A 21,627-nucleotide genomic window follows, 5' to 3' on the forward strand; every position below is an offset into this window, starting at 1 on the left:
CCGACGTGACCGACCTGCTCGCCTCGACCGCACTTACGCTGTCCCCGCCGGGATTTGTGCCGCGCGCCGCGCCTGCCGCCGGGCCCGCAGGCTTCGATCTCAAGCTTGCGCTCGACTGCGTGATGCCCGGCATCGCACCGACGACCGGCAAGCCGGTTGCCTGCACCGGCAAGGATTTGCCGGTCTCCGGCAATGGCGTGGCGGAAGGCGACACCGACGAGGATGAAGCGCTGCTGGCATGGATGCCCGAGGGCATGGCCCTGTTGCCGCTCGAAACCCCGCTGCCCGCACGCGTCGCGGTTGGCACGCCCAGCGCGCATAGCGACGGGCCGATTGCCGATCCGGTCGAGGCCGCCGCGCTGCCAGCCGATCTGGGCGAGGCCGCGCCGCTCCCAGGTGATGCCGCAGACGGCGACGCGTTTGCCGCGTCGCTCGCACCCGCCCCTGCCGCTCCTGCGGCAACCCCAGTTTCCACCCCGCTTCGCACCTGGCGCGATCCGGTTCCGGCCCAGGCCGAGCCGGGCGTCGGGGGCGGGGTCGCCGCGGCGGAGGTGCGGGCCGACCGCGCCACCGCCGCGGCGCCCGAGATCCGCACGCCCGCCGCCATCACAGCCGCCCCGATGACAGCCGCTCCGGTGCCGCCGCCGGTCGTGCAAGCCGCACCCGCCGCACAGGTCTTCGCCGCCGCGCTCGCCGCGCCGCTGGTCGAGCTGCTCGACACCGCCACGCCGGCCGATCCCGCCAGCCCGGAGATCCAGCTGCTGCGGTCGCTCGACGTCCAGCGTACCACCGTACAGGCGACCGCACCGGCCGATCAGGCCCCGCTCGACCTCAGCCGCGACGACTGGACCGGCAAGATGATCGAACGGATCGCCGCGCTGCGTGATGGCGTCGAGGCGGCGGACACGCGCATCCGCCTCGCGCCCGAGAATCTCGGCGCGGTCGATATCTCGATCCGCCGCGACGGCGATCGGCTTCAGGTGCACTTCACCGCCGAAAATCCCGCGACTCGCCAGCTGCTCGCTGACGCCGCCCCGCGCCTGGCCGAACTCGCCGAAGCGCGCGGGCTGAAGCTCGGCCAGTCGAGCGTCGATGGCGGCGGGACCGACGCGCGCGGCCAGCCGCAGCAGCAGCAACAACAATCCACACCCGCCCGCCCGGCATCGGCGCGTGCGGACACCGGGACCGCGTCCGACGCGCGGGTTGCCTGAACCATCCTGAGGGGGATTTGAGATGAGCGATACCCAAGCAACCGCCGCACCCGCCAAGAAGAAGGGCGGCATGATGAAATGGCTGATGATCGGTACCGGCCTGGTCGTGCTGATCGGCGGCGGGGTCGGGGGCGGACTCTATGCCGCCAATTCCGGCCTGCTCGGCGGCGGTGCGCAGGGCGAGAGCGCCGACGCCGACACGCCGCGCCTCGTCCCCAAGAGCGAGGAAGTGCGTGCGTCGGCTGGCAAGGAAGGCGAAGAGGGCGGCGAGAGCACGGGCAAGCCGACGCCAAAGGGCGAGGGCGGCGACAAATACGCGTCCAACTATTACGCGCTGGAGAAAGAGTTCACCTCCAATTTGCGCGAAAGCGTCCATTTCGTTCAGGTCGGCATCGCCGTCTCGACCCCTTATGACAATCGCGTCGTCGAGAATTTGAAGACGCATGAACTCGCCGTGCGCTCGGCGATTCTGCTCGCGCTCGGCGAAACGGCGGAGGACGATGTCTTCACCGCCGACGGCAAAACCCGCCTGCAAAAGCGCCTCGCCGCCGCAATCAACGGCGTCCTGAAGGAAAAAGAGGGATTTGGCGGGATTGCTAACGTCTATTTTACCAATTTCATCGTTCAGTGAACGGGCATGGTTAACGGCCCTTCAGATATGACCCTTCAGGGAAGCGCGCCCGAACGGCGCGAGCGTTCGCGCGCCGGTGCCGAACACGCACCGGCGCTCGGGGCCGCCAACCTCAACCCGTTCGGCGACCTGCACGGCGTCCAGCACCTGACCGCGCGCCTCGCCAAATCGCTCAAGCCCGTGTTCGAACCGCTGCTCGGCGAAGGGCTGCGCGTCTGGGCCGAGCCGCTGGCGGTGCAGCGCCACGCCGATTACCGCGCGGAGCGGCCCAATGGCCTCACCGCCTGGCTGCCGCTGGCAATGACGCCGGGCCGCGGTCGCGCCTTCATCCTGATCGACGGCAAGCTCGCCTATGAAATGCTCGACCGCTTCTTTGGCGGCGATGGCGAAGCGCCCCAGCCGATGCCCGCCGACTTCACCGGATCGGCCGAAACCCTGCTCCGCCGCATCGCCGACAGCATCGCCGCGCAGCTGCGTCCGGCATGGGAGCTGCTCGCCGATATCGACTTCGCATTCGTCCCCGCGCCGACGCCCTTATCGGTCGCGCCAGAGATTGACGGCGGCGATGCGATGGTCGTCACCCGCATCGGCATCGCGCAGGGCGGGGGAAAGCCGCATTGGATCGACATTCTCTACCCCGTCAGCGCGCTCAAACCCTGGAGCCCCGCGCTCACCGCCAAGGTGATCGGTGGCGAGCCTGAGGTCGAGCCGCACTGGCGCAATTGCCTGACCCGCGCCGCGCTCGGCGTGCGCCTGCCGGTCCGCTCGGTGCTGGCCGAGCCGATCGTACCCGCTTCGACGCTGATGGCGCTCAAGCCCGGCGACGTCATTCCGATCAGCTTCGGCCCCGATGTGCCGGTGATGGTCGGCCCGCGCCGCATCGGATGCGGCACCGTCGGCACCGCCAATGGCCGCGCCGCCATCCGCCTGACCCGTTTCGACACCCCTGAGCTCGAGGACGCACGATGAACGACATGACCGGCAGCTTCGCCGCCGAGACCGCGGCCGCCGCCAATTTCCACCTGCTCCAGGATGTCGGGGTCAAGCTGACCGTCGAGATCGGGTCGACCACGCTGACGCTGCGCGAACTGCTTGCGCTCGCCGAAACCAGCGTGATCGAACTCGACCGCGAGGCCGACGAACTGCTCGACGTGTTCGTCAACGGCACGCTGATCGGACGGGGCGAGGTGGTCACCGTTGGCGACAAGTTCGGCGTGCGCATGACCGAGCTGGTCGCGCCCGAAAAGCGGGGCTGATCGACCATGATGTGGTCCTACATCCTCAAGCTGGTCGTGCTGCTGCCGCTCGTCTGCGGCCTGCTGATCGGCTGCCTCTATCTCTGGCGCAAGCTCGAGGCGCGTCTGCCCGGCAATCAGGGCGACCGGATGCTCAAGGTGCGTGAGACGATGATGGTCTCGACCGGGACCCGCATCGCGGTGCTGGAGGTCGAGGGCAAGCGCCTGCTCGTTTCGGTCAGCCGTAACGGCGTCACCCTGATCGACCGGATCGACGGATGAGCCCGATGCTGCGCCACATCGCCCTGCTGCTCGGCGCGCTCGCGCTCGCGCTGTTCGCAGTCGCTCCGGCGTTCGCGCAGGAAGCGGCCGCCGCAGCGCCCGTCGCCGCACCGACTGCAGCTGCGACCCCCGGGGCCGGCGACGCGATCGACCGCGCGCTCGGCGATCTGGGCGGCGGCGACGCGCCGCTCAGCCTGTCGCTGCAAGTGCTCATCATCATGGGCCTGCTCACGGTGCTGCCGGGCATCCTGCTGATGATGACCAGCTTCACGCGGATCATCATCGTGCTGGCGATCCTGCGGCAGGCGCTGGGGCTGCAACAGACCCCGCCCAATCAGGTGCTGGTCGGCCTGTCGCTGTTCCTGTCCTTCTTCATCATGGCGCCGACGATCGAACAGATGAACCGCACCGCGATCCAACCCTATGCCGAAGGGCGCATCGGCGCGACGCAGATGATCGAGGAAGCGGGCAAGCCCCTCCACGCCTTCATGCTCAAGCAGACGCGGGTGAAGGACATCACCATGTTCGCCGGCATCGCCAAGGCGGGGCCGATCGCCAATCCGCAGGACACGCCCTTCTCGATCCTGCTGCCGGCCTTCGTCACCAGCGAACTCAAGACCGCGTTCCAGATCGGTTTCCTGATCTTCCTGCCCTTCATCGTCATCGACCTGATCGTCGCCACCGTGCTGATGAGCCTTGGCATGATGATGATGTCGCCGACGATCATCTCGATGCCGTTCAAATTGCTGCTGTTCGTGCTGGTCGATGGCTGGGCGCTGACGATGGGCAGCCTCGCTTCAAGCTTCAGTGGGTAGCCACGGCACCGGCCCGCTCCCCCACCCGGCCACCCATAGGGTAGCTTGCCTGGGTGGCCGGGTGGGGGAGCGGGCCGGTGCCGCAAAGGATTAAAGATGGACGCAGACTATTTCCTCTCCGTGGCGCGCGAAGCGATGTGGATCCTCGCGCTCGCCTCGGCCCCGATCCTGATCCCGGCGCTCCTGTCCGGCCTGATCCTCGGCATGATTCAGGCGGCGACGTCGATCCAGGAACAGACGCTGACCTTCGTGCCAAAGCTCGCGATCGTCGGGGTCAGCCTGGTGATCTTCGGCGGCATGATCATGACCCTGCTCGGCGATTTCACCACGGCGATCTTCGAACGCATTCCGGATCTGGTGAAGTGATTCCGACACCGCTCTTCCTTCCGTCACCCCCGCGAAAGCGGGGGCCCATCTCCGACACGAGCAACATGCTCTGGCGGTGCGAGCGGGGATGGTCCGGGAGATGGGCAGGTAAGATTGCCCCCGGCAATCTTAGCCATGCGCGGGGCGCATGGCAGACCTGCCCATTCCCCGCTTTCGCGGGGATGACGACTCATAATCCCAAAGCCGGTTCGTTGAACTGACATGCTCGGCTTCGGCCTCGCGATCGAGCCGCAGCTCTGGGCGCTGCTGTTCACGATGGTGCGCGTCGGCGCGGCGTTCATGGCCGCGCCGGTGTTCGGCGCCGTCGCGGTGCCGCTCAACGTCCGCATCCTGCTGACCGCCGCCGTCTCGATCCTGTCGATGCACGCCGCGCCGATCGCGGTGCCGGGCGAGGTGTTCGTGCTGACCACGATCCTCGCCGTCGCGGCAGAGGCGCTGGTCGGCCTCGCGCTCGGCTTCATCCTTCAGATCGCCTTTGCCGCGCCACTCGTGGCGAGCGAGGTGATCGGCGTGTCGATGGGCCTGTCCTTCGCCACCGCGATCAACCCCCAGACCGGCCAGTCGACCCCCGCGCTCGGCCAGTTCCTGACCGTGCTGCTCACCTTGCTGTTCCTCGCGGTCGACGGCCATCTCGTACTGGTCGAGCTGATCGTGCGCTCCTACGAGCTGCTGCCCCCCGGCGGTGCCTGGCTCGCGCCGGGCAAGCTCATGAACATCGTGCTGTTCGGCGGCTATGCCTTCCTCGCCGGGCTGCTGCTTGCGCTTCCGGTGGGGTTCCTGCTGCTGTGCCTCAACATCGTGGTCGGCATGATCTCGCGCTCTGCCCCTGCACTCAACCTGTTCGCGATCGGCATTCCCGCCAGCCTCGCCATGGGCGTCCTCGCCCTGCTCGTCGGCATGCCCGCCATGGGCGATTACATGCTCGTCATCGTGCGTGAGGCGCTCGATGCCGCGCAGACGCTGGTGCTGGGAGGGCCCGGCTGATGGCGGAGACGGCTGGCGAAAAGACACAAGCACCAACACCCAAGCGCAAACAAAAAGCGCTCGACGATGGCGACCTGCTCAAATCGCGCGAGTTCGGCGCGGCGCTGATCATGCTGCTCGGCTGTGGCTGGATGATCCTGATGGGGCCGCAATTGCTCTCCGCGATCCGCGAAGTGATGGCGGCCAGCTTCAGCTTCGGTCGCGCCGATATCGAGAGCTTTCAGCCCTGGAAGCCGCTTGCCATCGCCGGGTGGAAGCTCGCGCCGTCGCTCGGCGCGCTGCTCGCCATCACGCTGGGCGGCGCGGTGCTGAGCCAGGCGGCGCTGGGGTCGCTACGCTTCAACGGCAAGCTGATGGCGCCCAAGGGCAACCGCATCAATCCCGGCTCGGGCCTCAAGCGCATCTTCGGCCCGACCGGCTGGATCGAACTCGGCAAGTCGTTGCTCAAGGTGGTGCTGCTCGGCGGCATGGGCGCGTGGCTGCTCTGGGGGTCGGCGGGGATGACGATGGGGCTGGTCTCGTCCGACCTCGGCACGGCGGTAAAGTCGCTCGGGGACACCTTCGCGACGCTCGTCATCGTCATGGCTGGCGGATTGCTGCTGATCGCGGGCGTCGACCTGCCGATCCAGATTTTCCGCCACATGCAGCGGCTCAAGATGAGCGTTCAGGAAGTGAAGGACGAATATAAGGAGACCGAAGGGTCGCCCGAGGCCAAGAGCCATCGTCGCCAGCGCCAGCGCGAAATCGCCAAGGGCGGGCTGCGCAAGAGCGTCGCCACCGCGCATGTCGTGCTGACCAACCCGACGCACTTCTCGGTCGCCTTGCGCTACGATCAGGGCAAGGATCAGGTGCCGGTGGTGGTCGCCAAGGGGCGCGGCGAGATTGCCCTCGCCATCCGCGAGCTGGCCGACGAACTGGCGGTCCCGCGCCTCGAACTGCCCCCGCTCGCCCGCGCGCTCTACTTCACCAGCCGCGAGAATCAGGAGATTCGCGACGACCTCTATCTCGCGGTCGCGACGGTGCTGGCGTTCGTGTTCGGCCTCGACAAGCGCGCTGGAGCCGCGATGCCGACGATCAAGGTGCCGGAAACCGCGCTGTTCGATGAGGAAGGCCGTCAAACCGGCCTTAAGCCCGCATGATGATAGCCGTTTATCGAGGCATGGGGGATCACGGCCATGGCCATTGAATCGATTGCGAAAACGATCGGCACGGGGTCGGGCATCGACACGACCGCGCTCGTCCAGGGCCTGGTCGACGCGCAGTTCGAGCTGAAGAACGCCGCGCTCACCAAACGCGAAGAGACGCTGACCGCGCAGATCACCGCTGCAGCGACGCACAAGAGCAACATCACCGGCTTTGCGTCCGCGCTCGCCAGCCTGACGCGCGGCGGAACGCTGGCGACTCAACCGACCAGCTCGCACCCCAGCATTCTCGGCGTCACCCGCCTCGCCGGCGCCAATCTCGCGACGCTCAATACCAAGGTCGAGGTGCGCCAGCTCGCCGCGCCACAGAGCGCCGCCAGCGCCCCCGTCACCGACCGCACCGCCGCAATCGGGCAGGGGACGCTGACGCTGACCTTCGGCACCGCGACTGTAGCCGACGGCGCGATGACCGGCTTCACCCCGGGAACCGCTGCCCCGGTCGCCATCACCATCGGCCCGGATAACAGCAGCCTCGACGGCATCGCTTCCGCGATCAACGCGGCCAAGGCGGGCGTCTCCGCATCGGTCGTGACCGACAGCGGCGGCGCGCGACTGGTGGTCAAGGGCGCAAGCGGGGAGGCGCGCGCCTTCACCCTCACCGCGACCGAAACCCCCGGACAAACCGGCCTTGCCGCGCTCAATGTCGGTATCGGCGCGAGCGGGACGACGATCGGCAGCGCCGCATCCGACGCGATTGTCGCGGTCGATGGCATCGCGCTGCGCCGCGACGGCAACAGCATTTCCGATCTGGTCCCCGGCGTGCGGCTCGACCTGTCCTCGGCCCAGCCCGGCACGATCGTGTCGATCGGCAAGAGCGCACCGACCAGCGCACTGCTCCAGGCGGCGCAGGACTTCGTCGCGACCTATAACGAGGTCTTTTCGGCGCTGAACAAGGATCTCGATCCGATCGGCGGCGCGCTGCGTGGCGATGCGGCGGCGAAGGCGGTGAAACGCGAGCTGCAGCAGATCACCATCGCACAGATCGCAACCGGCGCAGCGGGTGAGCCGACCACGCTGGCGCAGATCGGTATCCGCACCGAACGCAACGGGACGCTCAGCGTCGATACCTCCGCGCTCAGCCGCGCGCTGGTGGACTATCCCGAAGCGGTCGAGCGGCTGTTCGCCGAACCGGTCGGCACCAATGCCACCGGCAATGGCGTCGCCGGGGCGCTCAACGCCATCGCCACGGCGGCGGCCAGCACCACGCGCGGGCTGGGTGCGAGCGAGGCGGGCTATACCCGCGCCAAGGCCGATCTCGACGACGACAAGGCGGACATTCTGACCAAGATCGAGGACACCCGCACCCGCATGACCCGCCAGTTCGCCAGCATGGACGCCAAGGTCGCGGTCTATAAATCGACGATGAGCTTCCTCGAATCGCAGGTCGAAGCCTGGAACAAGCAGGATTGATGCGATGACCCGCCCGATCCGCCTCTCCACCGACGCCGCCGCCACCTATCGTAACATCGATGCGGTCGGACGGACTGCGGCCGCCGATCCGCACCAGCTGATCGCGCTGATGTACAAGGAGTGCATCGCCGCGCTCCGCTCCGCCGCCTTTGCGACCGAGAAGCGGCAGTTCCCGGTCAAGAGCGAGCGGATCGCCCGCGCCACCGCGATCCTGTTCGCGCTGGAAGGGGGCCTCGATTTCGAGCGTGGCGGCGACGTGTCGCGCACGCTGGCAACGCTCTACCATGGCCTGCGCAACCAGATCGTTCAGGCCAGCATCGGCACCGACCCCGCGCCGTTCCGCGCGGTCGCCGACGACCTCGAGGAAATCGCCGGCGCCTGGAGCGCCGCGCGCGCGGCGTAGGTCACCCTATAAATCCTCCCCCTTGCGGGGGAGGATTGTGTATGCCTCAATCCACCCACCGCCCCAGCATCTCGCCCACGCTCGTCACCACCGCCGGTCCCACCGGCGCGGCGCGCGGGGTGAATTGCGGCGCGGTCGGGCCACCCGCCGGGCCGCTCGCCAAGGGACGGCGGGCGAGCGCATGCGGGTGCCGCGCGGCCTCGCTCAGGCTCAGCACCGGGGTGACGCAGGCCGCGCCATCGGGAAAGCGCGCGATCCATTCGTCGCGCGTCCGGCTGGCAAAGCGCCGCGCGAACTCACGCGCCATGTGCGGCCAGCCGGCACGGTCGAATTGCGGGATTTTCGACGCTTCCAGCCCCAGTACCGCGCACAGGTCGGCAAAGGCCGACGGCTCGATCGCACCGACCGCGACATGCCGCTCATCGGCGCAGCGATAGGTGCGGTAAAAGGGCGCGCCGCCATCGACCAGATTGGCCTCGCGCCGGTCGAGCCAGCGCCCGCTGCTCGCCAGACTTTGGGTCAACGCCATCAGCGTGCCCACCCCGTCGACCGCCGCCGCATCGACGATCCGCCCCTCGCCGCTCGCCTGTGCGCCCAGGATCGCGCTGACCATGCCCAGCGCCAGAAACAGCCCGCACCCGGCATGGTCGCCCAGCAGGGTCAGCGGCACCACCGGCTGGTCGGGCGTGCCGATCGCGTGCAGCGCGCCGGTCAGTGCCAGCACATTGATATCGCTGCCCGGACGTTCGGCCATCGGCCCGTCCTGCCCCCAGATGCTCGCCCGGCCATAGACCAGGCGCGGGTTGCGCATCCGGCACGCGTCCGGCCCGATCCCCAGCGCCTCGATCGAGCGCGGCGGCATCCCCTCGATCAAGCCATCGGCGCGGTCGATCAGGTCGCGCAGCTCGTTGATCGACGCCGGGTGCCGGAAATCCAGCTCCAGCTCGCGCCGCCCGCGATACAGGCTGGGGACGACATGGCTCGCGCTCGCATCAGGCTGGACGATGCGGACCACGTCCGCTCCCAGATCGCCGAGCAGCATCGCGGCGAACGGAACCGGCCCGATCGCGTCGATCTCGACGATGCGCACGCCCGCCAGCGGTCCCTTGGTCTGCACCCCGTCCTCCTTTTCCGTCCCGCGCGTTCAGGGTGGCTCATCCCACCGGTTTCCGCTAGCCCCGCGCCATGAGCAAGCCGCACATCGTCGCCCTGGGCGGAACCTCGCGCCCCGAATCGAGCACCGGGCGCGTGCTGGCGCGGTGCCTGGCGATTGCGGAAGACGCTGGCGCGCGCACCACCTTGCTGACGGGTGAGGCGATCAACTTCCCGCCCTATGAGCTGTGCGATCCGGTGCCGGACGGCAAAATTGCCGATTTCGTCGCGGTGCTGCGCAGCGCCGACGCGCTGGTGATCGGCTCGCCGGGCTATCACGGCACGCTGTCGGGGCTGGTCAAGAATGCGCTCGACCATGTCGAGCTGCTGCGCGGTGACGACCGTGTCTATTTCGACCGGATGCCGGTCGGCATGGTCGCGACGGCCGGCGGGTGGCAGGCGGCGGTGTCGACCATGGCGGCGCTGCGTACCGTGGTCCACGCGTTGCGCGGATGGCCGACCCCACTCGGCGTCGCGATCAACATGGGCGCGCCTGGCGACCCGCTCGGCGATGCCGATGCCCAGCTGCGCATGATGGTCGACCAGATCATGTGGTTCCTGCGCCGCTGAGAGGCTTCTTTGGTTCGCCGGTGCCGCCGCCCAGCGCAACGTTAACAGGATCGTGACGCTCGCGAGATAAGACGGGGCCATGGTGAATGGCACCACCCCGACCGGCGAATCACGCCGACGCGCCACGCGCACGATCCTGGTCGTCGATGACAGCCGGACCAGTCTGCATGTCATTGGCGGGCGGCTCGGCGCGATGGGCTATATGGTCGTGCTGGCGCAAAGCGGTCGTGAGGCGCTGGACCTGCTGTCCGGGCGCGGTTTCGACCTGGTCCTGCTCGACATGGTGATGCCGGGCATGTCGGGGCTGGAAGCGCTCACCGAAATTCGCACCGCTCCCGACACCGCCGATTTGCCGGTGATCATGATCACTGCGCTCACCGACACGCGCGGTGCGGTCGAAGCGCTGGCGGCGGGAGCCGACGACCATCTCGCCAAGCCCTTTGATTTCGGTGTGCTTCAGGCGCGGATCGAACGCACGCTGGAGCGCGCAGGCCGGATCGCCGAGCTCAAGCGCACCGTCGCCTCACTCGACGCGCGGATCGCCGCGCGCGCGATCGAACTGGGCGAGACGCGTTGCGAACTCGCCGTTACCCGAGCCGATTATGCGCGGCTGCAAGGATCGATCGACGCGCCGGGGGGCCGCGTCGTCCCGGTTTAGCGTTTGTTTCTGCATCGCTGAAACGGCTGCGGGCCGGTGCCGCGATTCAGCTGACTCCAATTCTAACGGAACCAGTGCCGCCGGACGAAATACAGCGCGACCCCGGCCGCCACCGCCAGGCTGAAGCCGGTAATCACCCAGAATGATTCGGGATGCCGGGCATAGGGAATCCCATCGACATTCATCCCGAACAGCCCGGTGATGAAGGTCAGCGGCAGAAAGATCATCGCCGCCACCGCGATCAGCAGCGAGCGCTGATCGATCACTTCAGCACGCAGATCGGTCAGCGCTTCATGGATCAGCGCCGCGCGCTCGCGGATGCTCTCCAGCTCCTCGGCCATGCGTGCCGCGCGGTCGGCGGCGGCGTTGATGTGCAGCCGATCCTCGTCGCTCAGCCAGGTCACGGCCAATCCGGCGAGCTTCTCCAGCGCGGTGCGCTGCGGATAGAGGAAGCGGCGATAGCCGATCGCCTGCCGCCGCACGCGGCTGACCGTGCGACGCAGGTCGAACGCGGCGCGCGGATCGAGCTGCTCCTCGCAATCGTCGAGCGAATCGCCAAGCTGCGCAACCTGCGGATCGAGCTGCTCGGTGATCGCGGTCGCCAGCGTCGCGATCAGGTCCCCCGCATCCCGGATCTGCCCGGATTCCATTGCCCTGCGCGCCGCATCCAGCGCGTCAAGCGGCAGGCGCGTGACCGAGATGACCCGTTCGCCATCGGCACGCAGTCGGATCGAGGCGAGCGGATCGCTGCTGACCATCGCTTCGTGGGTCATGCCGCGCATATTGAGCACGGCGGCACCATTGATCTGCTCGCACCGCGGGCGCGTCTCCAGCGCGGTCAGCGCGTCGATGGTGAAATGGTCGAGCGCCGCATGATCGCGCAGCCACGACTGCACTTCTTCATCGCGTGAGGTAAGGTGGATCCACACGAACTCCGCCGCACACGCCAAGGCGTCGCGCGGGGCGATCTCCTCCACGGCCTGCGCCGTCACGCGATAGGCAAATCCGCTCATCGTGCGGTTGAAACATCGACGGTCAGCCCGGGCAAGCCCTCAGGCGGCGCATCGCAGAGCAGGCGATCGGCATCGGCGCGTGCGCGGTCGAGGATCGCGGCGGGCACATCGGCGCGATGCGTCACGCGATCCGCCTGCGCCAGCCAGCGCGCTTGCCGCAGCGTCAGGTCGTCGGGATCGGGGGAGGTCAGCACGATCGTCTCGATCCGGTCGCCCGGTGCATCGGACCCGGCGATCCAGCGCGCGACCGCCTCGCCATCCTGTGCCTGCAATGGATCGAGCGGCCCGCTCAACGCAGCACCCAGCGCCCGCCGCCGCTCCCCGCCATCGGGCCAGCGCGCACGCATCGCCCCACGCGCCGCCGCCAGCGCATCGGCGAACGCGCCAAGGCCAGCCGGAACCAGCGGCTCGATCCGCTGCCGCAACGCCGCCGCGAGGCCCGCCGACGCGCCCCCGGTGCCGATCGCGATCGTCACCGGATCGCGCTCGACGATCGCGGGCAAAGTGAAGTCGCACAGATCGGGCCGGTCGGCGACATTAACCAGCAGCCCGCGTGCCTTGAGCCGCGCCACCACCGGCTCGGGATCCTCGCATGCAACCAGCGCGATGTGCGCCTGCGCCTCCTCGCCGACGATCACCGCGCCCGCGCGCTCGAGCAGGCGGCGCTTAGCCTCCGCCATCGCGCCGTCGCCCACCAATATCGCCGGCCGCCCGTCCAACCGCACAAAGACGGGCAGGCCGGAGCGTTTCACCGCACCCACTCGGGGACGCGTTCGGCCCCCATGATCGACTCGGGCTGGATCCGGTCTGCGACGATCGCGAACTTGTCGCCCGACACCAGAACCTCGGGCACCAGCGCGCGGCTGTTATACGTCGACGCCATCGTCGCGCCGTACGCGCCGGCGGTGCGGAACACGCCCAGATCGCCGGACTTCACCAGATCGATCTCACGCCCCATCGCGAACGTATCGCCGGTCTCGCACACTGGTCCTGCGATATTGGCGACGAACTTCTCGCCATTGGGTTCGACCGCCTCGAACGCATGATAGGCGTCGTACAGCGCCGGGCGGGCAAGGTCGTTCATCGCCGCATCGACGATGACATAGGGGTTGATGCTCGCCGGCTTGACCCAGATCACCTCGGTGACGAGCAGCCCGGCATTGCCGCAAATGAAGCGGCCCGGCTCGAACATCAGCGTTACATCCCAATCGGCGGTGACGCGCTTGACCATCGCACCGAATTCCTCGGCGGTCGAAACCTTGTCATCGGGCTCATAGGGAACGCCAAGCCCACCGCCGAGATCGACATGGGTAATCTCGTGTCCCGCCGCACGCAGCTGCGCGACCAGCTCGCCGACACGCTTGTACGCCGCTTCCAGCGGGGCGAGCGTCTTCAACTGGCTGCCGATATGGATCGCCACGCCGCGCAAATTCATGCCCGGCCGCTTAGCCAGCCGGTCGAAGATCGCAGGCGCGCGGTCGATCGCGACGCCGAACTTGTTCTCCGCCTTGCCGGTCGAAATCTTGGCGTGCGTGCCGGCATCGACATCGGGGTTCACGCGCAGCACCGCCGGGGCAGTCTTGCCCTGAGCATGCGCGAGGTCGGCGAGCACTTCGCCTTCCTCCTCCAGCTCCAGGTTGAACTGGCCGATCCCCTCGTCCAGCCCCAGCTGCAGCTCGCCGCGCGTCTTGCCGACGCCCGAAAACACGATGTCCTCGGGCTTCATTCCCGCCGCCAGCGCGCGCTTCAGCTCGCCACCGGAAACGACGTCCGCGCCATAGCCCTGCTTGGCGAGCACGCCGAGCACCGCAAGGTTCGGATTGGCCTTGATCGCAAACGCGATGTGCACGCGCGGCAGATCGGCGAGCGCGGCCTTCAGCACCTGCGCATGCCGCTCCAGCGTCGCGGTCGAATAGACGTAAAAGGGCGTGCCCACTTCCGCGGCGATGGCGGGAATGGCGACGTCCTCGGCGTGCAGCACGCCGTTCTTGCGATTGAAATGGTCCATGATGATCTTCTTACTGCGGCGGCAGGTCGAACTCGTCGCTGCGCCGTTCTTCTGAGCTGCGCAGCACTTCGTCGCTGCGGGTCGGTCGCGTCTGGGGCGGCGCCTTCGTCAGGTCTGCCGGTGCCGGCGTGGCCACCGCCCCAAAGGGTTTGGGCGGCAGCGACTCCCCGGCAGCCGGTTTCAGGTCGCCCCGATTGCCGCATGCGGCCAGCAGAAGCGCCGTGAAGACCACCAGGGTTCGCATCGTCATTCTCCTCTTGCGGCACGCGCCGCCGCAATCGCCGCACGCACCCGCGCCGGGGCCGTGCCACCAAAACTCATCCGGCTCGCGACCGAAGCATCGACCGTCAATACGCCAAAGACGCGGTCGTCGATACGCCCGTCAATCGCCTGCAGTTCCGCCAGTTCCAGCTGGTCGAGCCGTACGCCCCTCGCCTCCGCCGCCGCGACCGCGCGGCCGGTGATGTGGTGCGCCTCACGGAACGGGATGCCGCCCTCACGCACCAGCCAGTCGGCCAGGTCAGTGGCGGTGGCAAAGCCGCTTTCGGCGAGGCCGCGCATGCGGTCTGTCCGGAACTCGGCGCTCTCGACCATCCCGGTCATCGCCGCGATAGACAGCGCGAGCAGGTCATGCGCCTCGAACACCGGCGGCTTGTCGTCCTGCATGTCCTTCGAATAGGCGAGCGGCAGACCCTTCATCGTGATCATCAGCGCGGTCAGGCACCCGACGATCCGCCCGCTATGCCCGCGCACCAGCTCGGCCGCATCGGGGTTGCGCTTCTGCGGCATGATCGAGCTGCCGGTCGACCATTGGTCGCTCAGCTTGACGAAGCCGAACGGCTGGCTCGCCCAGATCACGAACTCTTCGGCGAGCCGCGAAAGGTGCAGCGAGCATTGCGCCGCCGCCATCAGATAATCGAGCGCGAAGTCGCGGTCGCTCACGGCATCGAGCGAGTTGCGCGTCGGCCCGTCGAAGCCCAGCGCCGCCGCCGTCATCTCGCGATCCAGCGGAAAGCCGGTTCCCGCCAGCGCCGCCGATCCCAGCGGGCACAGATTGCCGCGCCCGCGATTATCGGAAAACCGCGACACATCGCGCCCGACCATCTCGAAGTAGGCCATCAGATGATGCCCCAGCGTCACCGGCTGCGCGCTCTGAAGGTGCGTAAAGCCCGGCATCACGCTGTCGGCATGCTCCTGCGCCCGCGCCAGCAGCGCGCCCTGCAGCGCGTCGAGCGCGGCGAGCACCTGATCGGTCGCGTCGCGCACCCACAGGCGGAAATCGGTCGCGACCTGATCGTTGCGGCTGCGCGCGGTATGCAGCCGCCCGGCGACCGGTCCGATCTTCTCGGCCAGCCGCGATTCGGTCAGCATATGAATGTCTTCGAGCGCCAGATCCTCCGGCACCCCGTCGCGCTCGTAATCGGCGGCGACCTGATCCAGCCCGGCCGAGATCGTCGCGGCGTCCTCAGCCGAGACGATGCCCTGCTGCCCCAGCATGGCGACATGCGCCTTCGATCCGGCGATATCCTGGCGCCACATTCGCTTGTCGAACGGGATCGATGCGTTAATCTCACGCATCACCGACGACGGGCCTTCGGCGAAGCGCCCGCCCCACATGGAATTGGAGCTTCCCTTGCGCTCGACGATCGCGCTTCTCCTTATACTGGGCCTTGGAATTGCCGGCTGCGATAGTGGCAAGCAACCGCAGCCGCAAGCAACCGCAACTGTCGCCGACGAAAGCACGGCTGCGGTCGGCAATGGGTCCGACGAACCCGAACGCGTCGGCACGGTCGACCGCAGCAAGCAGGGTGAGGCCGCGCCCGACTACGGCTTCCTCGATCCCGCTGGCAAGCCGGTGACGCTGGCAGCGTTCCGCGGCAAGCCGCTGCTGGTCAACCTTTGGGCCACCTGGTGCGCGCCATGCGTGCGCGAAATGCCGACGCTCGACCGGCTCGCGGTGCGCGAAAAGGACAGGCTGCAAGTGCTGGTAATCAGCCAGGACCTCGACGGCGCGGCCAAGGTCACGCCCTTCTTCGACAAGGCGAAATTCGCCGCGCTCCAGCCCTATCTCGACCCCGACGTCAAATTCTCGACCGGCTATGGCGTCAACCTGCCGACGACGATCCTCTACGACGCGCAGGGCAAGGAAGTCTGGCGCGTGTCGGGCGACATGGACTGGGACGGCGAGACGGCGGCGAAGTGGATAGCGGAGGCGGGTTAGATCGAGCCGGAATGTGGAGGGCTACTACCAATTTTCCTCCATCATCATGCTAACCGCATCGCTGATTGAGCCGTCATAACGGGCAGTGTGAAACGAAGCTGCCAAGCATTCGAACGTCGTGTCGTGGAATGGCAAAACATAGTGGGTGAGGCCGGAATTTGTGCCGACTTTTCGCCTTAGCCATTCGGAGTCGATCACACGAAGAAAGGTGTAAGGTTCCCAACCCTTGCCCTCCAAACGATGCCCTACTTCACCGGGCGTCTCGAATCTAACGGCGAGGCATCGTTCGAAAGCAATCGAGCCGACCTCATCGCGATCACCCCTCAGATAGAAGAAAAGACGCGTGCCAAACTCCCATTGAACCAAAGTTGGGAGCGGCGCTCCGAAGCTCCATGTCAGGTCGCATTCTTGCGGAACGGCGTATTCTTCGTTCCCAGCGGCAAGCTCAAAATAGTTCATGGCGCAGATGTGCCGTTGGGAGCCTGAAAACGCAACGAGTGCGCATCCGGCCCTTACTATCCTCCCCCGCCAGGGGGAGGTGGCGCCGAAGGCGACGGAGGGGGAGGACGGCGACGCACTTTGTTGCTTGCGGCTCGTTCCACGGCGACCGCGATGATCTGCTGCACTACGCCATCCAAATTCCCTAAAACCTCAGCTGCGGGATAGCGAAGCGTCTGAACGCCCTGCTCCAACAGCCAGGCATCGCGCGCTGCGTCGCGCTCGGGTCGGTCGCCCCGCTCATGGGCTTCACCATCGACTTCGATCGCCAACCGGGCCGGCGCGCAATAGAAGTCGAGGACATACGGCCCGGCTCCATGCTGCTTGCGAAACCGCAAGCCTGCGGCGTTCACGCGCAGTGCAAGCCAGAGAGCGATTTCCGGCGGCGTCATGGTCCAGCGCAGGCGTTTTGCATTGCGGCGGGCTTGCTCCGATCCCTCTAGCCGCATCGCCGTCCTCCCCCTCCGTCACGCTGCGCGTGCCACCTCCCCCTGGCGGGGGAGGATAGAGAAGTTACCGAACCCCCAACCCCCGCGCCAGCATCTCCGCCACGGTATCCGCGACCTCGGCCGCTTCGGCATCCTCGCTCCACACGCCATAGCGCAGGCCCAGGAACACGTTCATCCCCATGATCGCCCAGGCGTGAACCTCGGACACGTCGGCGCGCACCTCGCCGCGTTCCGCCGCCGCCTTCAGCCGCTTCTCGATGCGCTCGGCGGTAGTCTGATAGTGCAACCGGAAGCTCTCGGGATCGACGAACTCGGCCTCGTCGATGATGCGGTAGATTTCCTTGTGCTTGCGGACAAAGCCGATGAAGGTTTCAAGGCCCGCGCGCTCGGCGGCGATCTGCTCTGGCGCGGCGCGGATCGCGGGGGCGACATGTTCGCGCACCTGATCGCTCATGTCGCGCACCAACGCGCGGAACACCGCGTCCTTCGAATCGAAATAGGTGTAGAAACTGCCCAGCGCCACGCCCGCGCGCCGCGTGATGCCGCTCACCGACCCGTCATGGAATCCCTTCTCGCCAAACTCGGCCGCAGCCGCGTCGAGGATCGTGCGCAGCGTGCGGCGGCCGCGTGCGGTGCGCGGTTCCTTGCCCTCGCTCGCGGCGCTGTCGCCCAGATGCAAAGCAGGGGGCAGTGTGGCGGACTTGCCACGTTCTTGCGTCATTTTTCCCCTCCTTCATCCCGAAGTTGAAACCCGGTTCAGGTTTCACTATAGGCATCTTCAACCACTGACAAGGCCGGGAGTCGCCGGCCGCTTTTGGGGAGGAAAGCATGAAGCGTCTCTATCCGTCTGTCCGCACGATTCTGACCGCCGGCGCCGCATTGAGCGCGCTCGCCTCGGTCCCTGCCATGGCGCAGGAAGCGCCCGCCGACGAAGCCGCCGAAACGCAGGACAGCGGCGAAATCGTCGTCACCGCGCGCCGTCGTGAGGAAAGCCTGATCGACGTGCCGATCTCGATGTCGGTCGTCTCGGGTGATTCGCTGGTCAAGAGCGGTGCGGCGGACATCACCGCGCTGCAGGACAAGACCCCGAACCTGACGCTGCAGATCGCGCGCGGGTCGAACTCGACCCTGATCGCGTTCAGCCGCGGCGTGGGTCAGCAGGATCCGCTGTGGGGCTTCGAACCCGGCGTCGCGCTGTATATCGACGATGTCTATGTCGCACGGCCCCAGGGCGCGGTGCTCGACATTTTCGACGTCGAGCGGGTCGAAGTGCTGCGCGGGCCGCAGGGCACGCTCTATGGCCGCAACACCATCGGCGGCGCGGTCAAGTATGTCACCCGTCGTCTGGGCGATGACTTCAAGGCCTCGTTCCGCGGCAGCTACGGCTCGTACAACCAGATCGATCTGGTGGGTCAGGTCGTGGTGCCCGTAGGCGACACGCTGTCGCTGGGTGCGGCGGTCGCGCAGTACTGGCGCGATGGCTTCGGCACCAACCTCACCACCGGGGCCGAGCACTACAACAAGGACGTGTTCGCCACCCGCCTGTCGGCCGAATTCACCCCGACCGACACCATCTTCGTCCGCGTCGCGGGCGACCGCGTGCTCGACCGGTCGAACCCGCGCCACGGCACCCGCCTGCTGCCCAATGGGGTCGATCCCATCTACGCGCCGACCGCCAGCGTCTATGATACCCGCGCGGGGATCGGCGACGACAACCGTGTGGAAACGCGCGGCCTGTCGGTCACCGGCGAAATCGGCCTGTCGGATGCGCTGACCTTCAAGACGATCACCGCGTGGCGCGACGGCAACACCGACACGGTGATCGATTTCGACAACACCAGCCTGCCGACGCTCGATGTTCCCGCCGAATATTCGGACCGTCAGTTCACCCAGGAACTTCAGCTGCTGTATGAAGGCGAGCGGCTGCAGGGCGTGTTCGGCCTCTATTACCTCAACGGCCGCGCCAGCGGCGCGTTCGACACCGTGCTGGGCGGCCTCAACACCACCACGCTGACTGCGGGTGAGGTGTTCACCAAAAGCTATGCCGCATTCGGCGACTTCAGCTTCGACCTGACCGATACGTTCAAGATCTCGGCGGGCCTGCGCTACACCCGCGATGAAAAGACCGGCACGGTGTTCCGCCGCAACTATACCGGCATCCGCTCGCCGCGCTTCGGCAACGCCGCCGCGGTCCCCGGCCTGATCCGCTCGGACTATACCAACAGCCGCGATTTCGAAAAGCTGACCCCGCGCATCAGCCTCAGCTATCAGCCCAACGCCGACCTCAACCTCTATGCCAGCTACGGCAAGGGCTATAAGTCGGGCGGGTTCGATATGCGCGGCGACGCGATCCTGACGCCGACCACCGTCAACGGCTATGAGCCCGAAACGATCGACAGCTACGAACTGGGCCTGAAGGGCGCGTTCCTCGACCGCACCCTGTTCATCAACGCCGCCGGCTTCTTCTCCAACTACAAGGATCAGCAGGTCACGATCCAGGTGCCCTCGCTCGCGGGTGGTATCGCCAGCTTCGTCGATAACGCCGGCAAGGGCGAGATCTATGGTTTCGAGCTGGAAACCCGCATGGTCCCGTCGCGCCACTTCCAGGCCAGCGTCGTGGTCGGCTACACCAATGCCGATTACAAGGAGTTCTTCACGTTCATCGGCGGTGGCACCACCCCGGTCGATGTGTCGGACCAGCGCGCGTTCCAGAACACGCCGGAATGGACCGCCAACGCATCGTTCACCTGGTCGAACGACGTCGCGGGTGGCGTGCTCGCCTTCACCCCTTCGGTTTCGCTGCGCAGCGACACCCAGATGTTCGAGCTGGCGACCCCGGCGCTGGATCAGGATGGCTATGCGCTGGTCGATGCCTCGCTCAACTGGACCTCGGGTGACGGCCGCTATCGCCTCGGCGTCGCGGCGCGCAACCTGACCGACGCCCGCTATCGCGTCGGCGGCTACAACTTCCCTGGCGCGCTCTTCGGCAATTCGATCATCGGCTATTACGGCCCGCCGCGCACCGTGACCGGCACGTTCGAGATCAAGTTCTGATCGCTTTCGTGGTTTGAGTTTGCCAGACTGATCGGGCCGGGCGTCGAAAGGGGGCGTCCGGCCCATTTTTTTGAGGGAGAGGGTATGAGCGCCACCAACGGGGCGGCACCGGCTGCACAGGGCCATGGCACGCCCGGCTATCGCGCGGTCGTGCTGGCGATGCTGCTGCTGGTCTATACCTTCAACTTCCTCGACCGACAGATCCTCGGCATCCTCGCCGTGCCGATCAAGGCGGATCTGGGGCTGAGTGATACCCAGCTCGGCGCACTCGGCGGCATCGCCTTTGCCTTTCTCTATTCGACGCTCGGCGTACCGCTCGCGCTGCTCGCCGACCGCACCAGCCGCACCTGGGTGGTGACGATCTCGCTCACCGTGTGGAGCGGCTTCACCGCCTTGTGCGGCCTTGCAACCAGCTTCTGGACCCTGTTCCTCTACCGCCTTGGCGTCGGCGTGGGCGAGGCGGGCGGCGTCGCGCCCTCCTATGCGATCATCGCCGATTATTTCCCCCAGCATCAGCGCGCCCGCGCGCTCGCCATCTACTCGCTCGGCATCCCGATTGGTCTCGCCTCGGGCACATTGCTCGGCGCGTGGATCGCGGCGACCGTCGACTGGCGCTGGGCGTTCATCGTCGTCGGTCTGGCCGGCGTCGTCATCGCCCCCTTCTTCCGCATGATCGTCAAGGAACCACCGCGCCCCGTGGCGACCACCGCCGCTGCACGCGCGCCGATCGGGCAGGTGTTCGGTATCCTCGCGAAGAAGCCCAGCTTCTGGCTGATGGCGATCGGCGCCGGGTTCAGCTCGATGTGCGGCTACGGCCTCGCGTTCTGGGCGCCGACCTTCTTCGTGCGCAGCTTCGGCTTCGACCTGTCGACGACCAGCTATTTCTTCGGTTCGATCCTGCTCGTCGGCGGCACGATCGGCGTGTTCATGGGCGGCGTGCTCGCCGACCGGCTGGGGCACAGCGACCGCGGCGCCTATGCCAAGCTTCCGGCGATCGCGTGGCTGATCTGCGTTCCGCTGTTCGCCGGCGGGTTCCTGACCGACAATGTGACGCTGGCGTGGTTCCTGTTCCTGATCCCGAACGGCCTCAACATCCTGTGGCTCGGCCCGGTGACGACGGCGATCCAGAACCTCGTGCCCCCGCAGATGCGCGCGACCGCGAGCGCCAGCTTCCTGCTGATCAACAATCTGATCGGCCTTGGCGCGGGCTCATGGGCGATGGGCGCGATGTCGGACGCGATGACCGCGAGCTATGGCAACGAAGCGCTGCGCTATTCGGCGGTCGCGGCGCTGTCCTTCTACGTCATCGCCGCCGTGCTGATGCTCTTCGCGGTCCGCACCCTGCGCAAGGACTGGGTGGAAAGCTAATCCTCCCCCGCCAGGGGGAGGTGGCACGCAAAGCGTGACGGAGGGGGCGGAAGCACGACGGCAAAAGGGGAGGACA

General features: G+C 67.2%; 25 protein-coding genes. 16 read left to right on the top strand and 9 right to left on the bottom strand.

What is annotated here, in order from left to right; all coding sequences use genetic code 11:
* The first annotated feature begins 5 nt into the window (after positions 1-5).
* The 11 genes from ACRYLO_RS16110 (at position 6) to ACRYLO_RS16160 (ending at position 8,560) form a co-directional block, all read left to right on the top strand.
* Complete coding sequence (locus tag ACRYLO_RS16110; RefSeq protein ID WP_482661087.1) at positions 6-1,211, top strand: flagellar hook-length control protein FliK; 1,206 nt, start codon at positions 6-8, stop codon at positions 1,209-1,211.
* Between the two features lie 22 nt (positions 1,212-1,233).
* Positions 1,234-1,842 (top strand): flagellar basal body-associated FliL family protein, encoded by a 609-nt coding sequence (locus ACRYLO_RS16115; protein WP_482661088.1) that lies wholly within the window; start codon positions 1,234-1,236, stop codon positions 1,840-1,842.
* 27 nt (positions 1,843-1,869) lie between these two features.
* The gene (locus ACRYLO_RS16120; protein WP_482661089.1) at positions 1,870-2,811 is read left to right on the top strand and encodes a FliM/FliN family flagellar motor switch protein; all 942 of its coding nucleotides are present in this window, start codon (positions 1,870-1,872) and stop codon (positions 2,809-2,811) included.
* The gene (gene fliN, locus ACRYLO_RS16125; protein ID WP_257843981.1) at positions 2,808-3,098 is read left to right on the top strand and encodes a flagellar motor switch protein FliN; all 291 of its coding nucleotides are present in this window, start codon (positions 2,808-2,810) and stop codon (positions 3,096-3,098) included. Before ACRYLO_RS16120 ends, fliN begins: the two co-directional genes overlap by 4 nt.
* Before the next feature lie 9 nt (positions 3,099-3,107).
* The gene (locus ACRYLO_RS16130; protein ID WP_224922002.1) at positions 3,108-3,359 is read left to right on the top strand and encodes a flagellar biosynthetic protein FliO; all 252 of its coding nucleotides are present in this window, start codon (positions 3,108-3,110) and stop codon (positions 3,357-3,359) included.
* Between the two features lie 5 nt (positions 3,360-3,364).
* Entirely contained in the window at positions 3,365-4,174 is an 810-nt protein-coding gene (gene fliP, locus ACRYLO_RS16135) for a flagellar type III secretion system pore protein FliP (RefSeq protein WP_482661763.1), read from the top strand.
* 96 nt (positions 4,175-4,270) lie between these two features.
* Entirely contained in the window at positions 4,271-4,540 is a 270-nt protein-coding gene (fliQ, locus tag ACRYLO_RS16140; RefSeq protein ID WP_294017608.1) for a flagellar biosynthesis protein FliQ, read from the top strand.
* A gap of 222 nt (positions 4,541-4,762) precedes the next feature.
* On the top strand, positions 4,763-5,545 hold the full coding sequence (gene fliR, locus ACRYLO_RS16145) for a flagellar biosynthetic protein FliR (protein WP_482661090.1): 783 nt from the start codon (positions 4,763-4,765) through the stop codon (positions 5,543-5,545).
* Positions 5,545-6,684 (top strand): flagellar type III secretion system protein FlhB, encoded by a 1,140-nt coding sequence (gene flhB, locus ACRYLO_RS16150; protein WP_482661091.1) that lies wholly within the window; start codon positions 5,545-5,547, stop codon positions 6,682-6,684. Before fliR ends, flhB begins: the two co-directional genes overlap by 1 nt.
* 36 nt (positions 6,685-6,720) lie before the next feature.
* A complete protein-coding gene (gene fliD, locus ACRYLO_RS16155) occupies positions 6,721-8,157 on the top strand; it encodes a flagellar filament capping protein FliD (protein WP_482661092.1) in 1,437 nt (478 codons plus the stop codon).
* A 4-nt stretch (positions 8,158-8,161) separates the two neighbouring features.
* Positions 8,162-8,560, top strand: coding sequence for a flagellar export chaperone FliS (locus ACRYLO_RS16160; protein ID WP_482661093.1), 399 nt, complete (start codon positions 8,162-8,164; stop codon positions 8,558-8,560).
* 46 nt (positions 8,561-8,606) lie between these two features.
* Here ACRYLO_RS16160 and ACRYLO_RS16165 read toward each other — a convergent pair whose 3' ends face one another.
* Complete coding sequence (locus ACRYLO_RS16165; protein WP_482661094.1) at positions 8,607-9,677, bottom strand: CaiB/BaiF CoA transferase family protein; 1,071 nt, start codon at positions 9,675-9,677, stop codon at positions 8,607-8,609.
* Between the two features lie 68 nt (positions 9,678-9,745).
* Between ACRYLO_RS16165 and ACRYLO_RS16170 the strand changes: the two genes are divergently transcribed.
* A complete protein-coding gene (locus tag ACRYLO_RS16170; RefSeq protein ID WP_294017602.1) occupies positions 9,746-10,282 on the top strand; it encodes an NADPH-dependent FMN reductase in 537 nt (178 codons plus the stop codon).
* An 82-nt stretch (positions 10,283-10,364) separates the two neighbouring features.
* A complete protein-coding gene (locus ACRYLO_RS16175; protein ID WP_482661095.1) occupies positions 10,365-10,940 on the top strand; it encodes a response regulator in 576 nt (191 codons plus the stop codon).
* 62 nt (positions 10,941-11,002) lie between these two features.
* On the opposite strand, the gene ACRYLO_RS16180 is transcribed toward ACRYLO_RS16175, so the two are convergent.
* From ACRYLO_RS16180 to argH, 5 genes are read right to left on the bottom strand one after another with little or no spacing between them, the layout of a single operon-like run.
* Positions 11,003-11,953, bottom strand: coding sequence for a CorA family divalent cation transporter (locus ACRYLO_RS16180; RefSeq protein WP_482661096.1), 951 nt, complete (start codon positions 11,951-11,953; stop codon positions 11,003-11,005).
* On the bottom strand, positions 11,950-12,705 hold the full coding sequence (locus ACRYLO_RS16185; protein WP_482661097.1) for a precorrin-2 dehydrogenase/sirohydrochlorin ferrochelatase family protein: 756 nt from the start codon (positions 12,703-12,705) through the stop codon (positions 11,950-11,952). The genes ACRYLO_RS16180 and ACRYLO_RS16185 overlap by 4 nt, the downstream gene beginning before the upstream one ends.
* Positions 12,702-13,961, bottom strand: coding sequence for a diaminopimelate decarboxylase (lysA, locus tag ACRYLO_RS16190; RefSeq protein WP_482661098.1), 1,260 nt, complete (start codon positions 13,959-13,961; stop codon positions 12,702-12,704). The genes ACRYLO_RS16185 and lysA overlap by 4 nt, the downstream gene beginning before the upstream one ends.
* A 10-nt stretch (positions 13,962-13,971) precedes the next feature.
* Positions 13,972-14,205 carry a lipoprotein gene (locus tag ACRYLO_RS16195; RefSeq protein ID WP_327517232.1) on the bottom strand — a complete coding sequence of 78 codons (234 nt, stop codon included), beginning with the start codon at positions 14,203-14,205 and terminating at the stop codon, positions 13,972-13,974.
* Between the two features lie 2 nt (positions 14,206-14,207).
* Positions 14,208-15,578, bottom strand: coding sequence for an argininosuccinate lyase (argH, locus tag ACRYLO_RS16200; protein ID WP_482661099.1), 1,371 nt, complete (start codon positions 15,576-15,578; stop codon positions 14,208-14,210).
* A 16-nt stretch (positions 15,579-15,594) separates the two neighbouring features.
* On the opposite strand from argH, the gene ACRYLO_RS16205 reads away from it, so the two are divergent.
* Complete coding sequence (locus tag ACRYLO_RS16205; protein ID WP_482661100.1) at positions 15,595-16,182, top strand: TlpA family protein disulfide reductase; 588 nt, start codon at positions 15,595-15,597, stop codon at positions 16,180-16,182.
* Positions 16,183-16,206: 24 nt separating this feature from the next.
* On the opposite strand, the gene ACRYLO_RS16210 is transcribed toward ACRYLO_RS16205, so the two are convergent.
* The 3 genes from ACRYLO_RS16210 to ACRYLO_RS16220 form a co-directional block, all read right to left on the bottom strand.
* Complete coding sequence (locus tag ACRYLO_RS16210) at positions 16,207-16,641, bottom strand: hypothetical protein (protein WP_482661101.1); 435 nt, start codon at positions 16,639-16,641, stop codon at positions 16,207-16,209.
* Positions 16,642-16,697: 56 nt separating this feature from the next.
* On the bottom strand, positions 16,698-17,129 hold the full coding sequence (locus ACRYLO_RS16215) for an endonuclease domain-containing protein (RefSeq protein ID WP_482661102.1): 432 nt from the start codon (positions 17,127-17,129) through the stop codon (positions 16,698-16,700).
* 64 nt (positions 17,130-17,193) lie between these two features.
* A complete protein-coding gene (locus ACRYLO_RS16220; protein ID WP_224922019.1) occupies positions 17,194-17,850 on the bottom strand; it encodes a TetR/AcrR family transcriptional regulator in 657 nt (218 codons plus the stop codon).
* Positions 17,851-17,957: 107 nt separating this feature from the next.
* On the opposite strand from ACRYLO_RS16220, the gene ACRYLO_RS16225 reads away from it, so the two are divergent.
* Both ACRYLO_RS16225 and ACRYLO_RS16230 read left to right on the top strand, forming a co-directional pair.
* Entirely contained in the window at positions 17,958-20,183 is a 2,226-nt protein-coding gene (locus ACRYLO_RS16225; protein ID WP_482661103.1) for a TonB-dependent receptor, read from the top strand.
* Between the two features lie 84 nt (positions 20,184-20,267).
* Positions 20,268-21,551 (top strand): spinster family MFS transporter, encoded by a 1,284-nt coding sequence (locus ACRYLO_RS16230; protein ID WP_482661104.1) that lies wholly within the window; start codon positions 20,268-20,270, stop codon positions 21,549-21,551.
* The last annotated feature ends 76 nt before the right edge of the window (positions 21,552-21,627 follow it).

Source organism: Sphingomonas sp. SDUR79 (assembly GCF_056821745.1).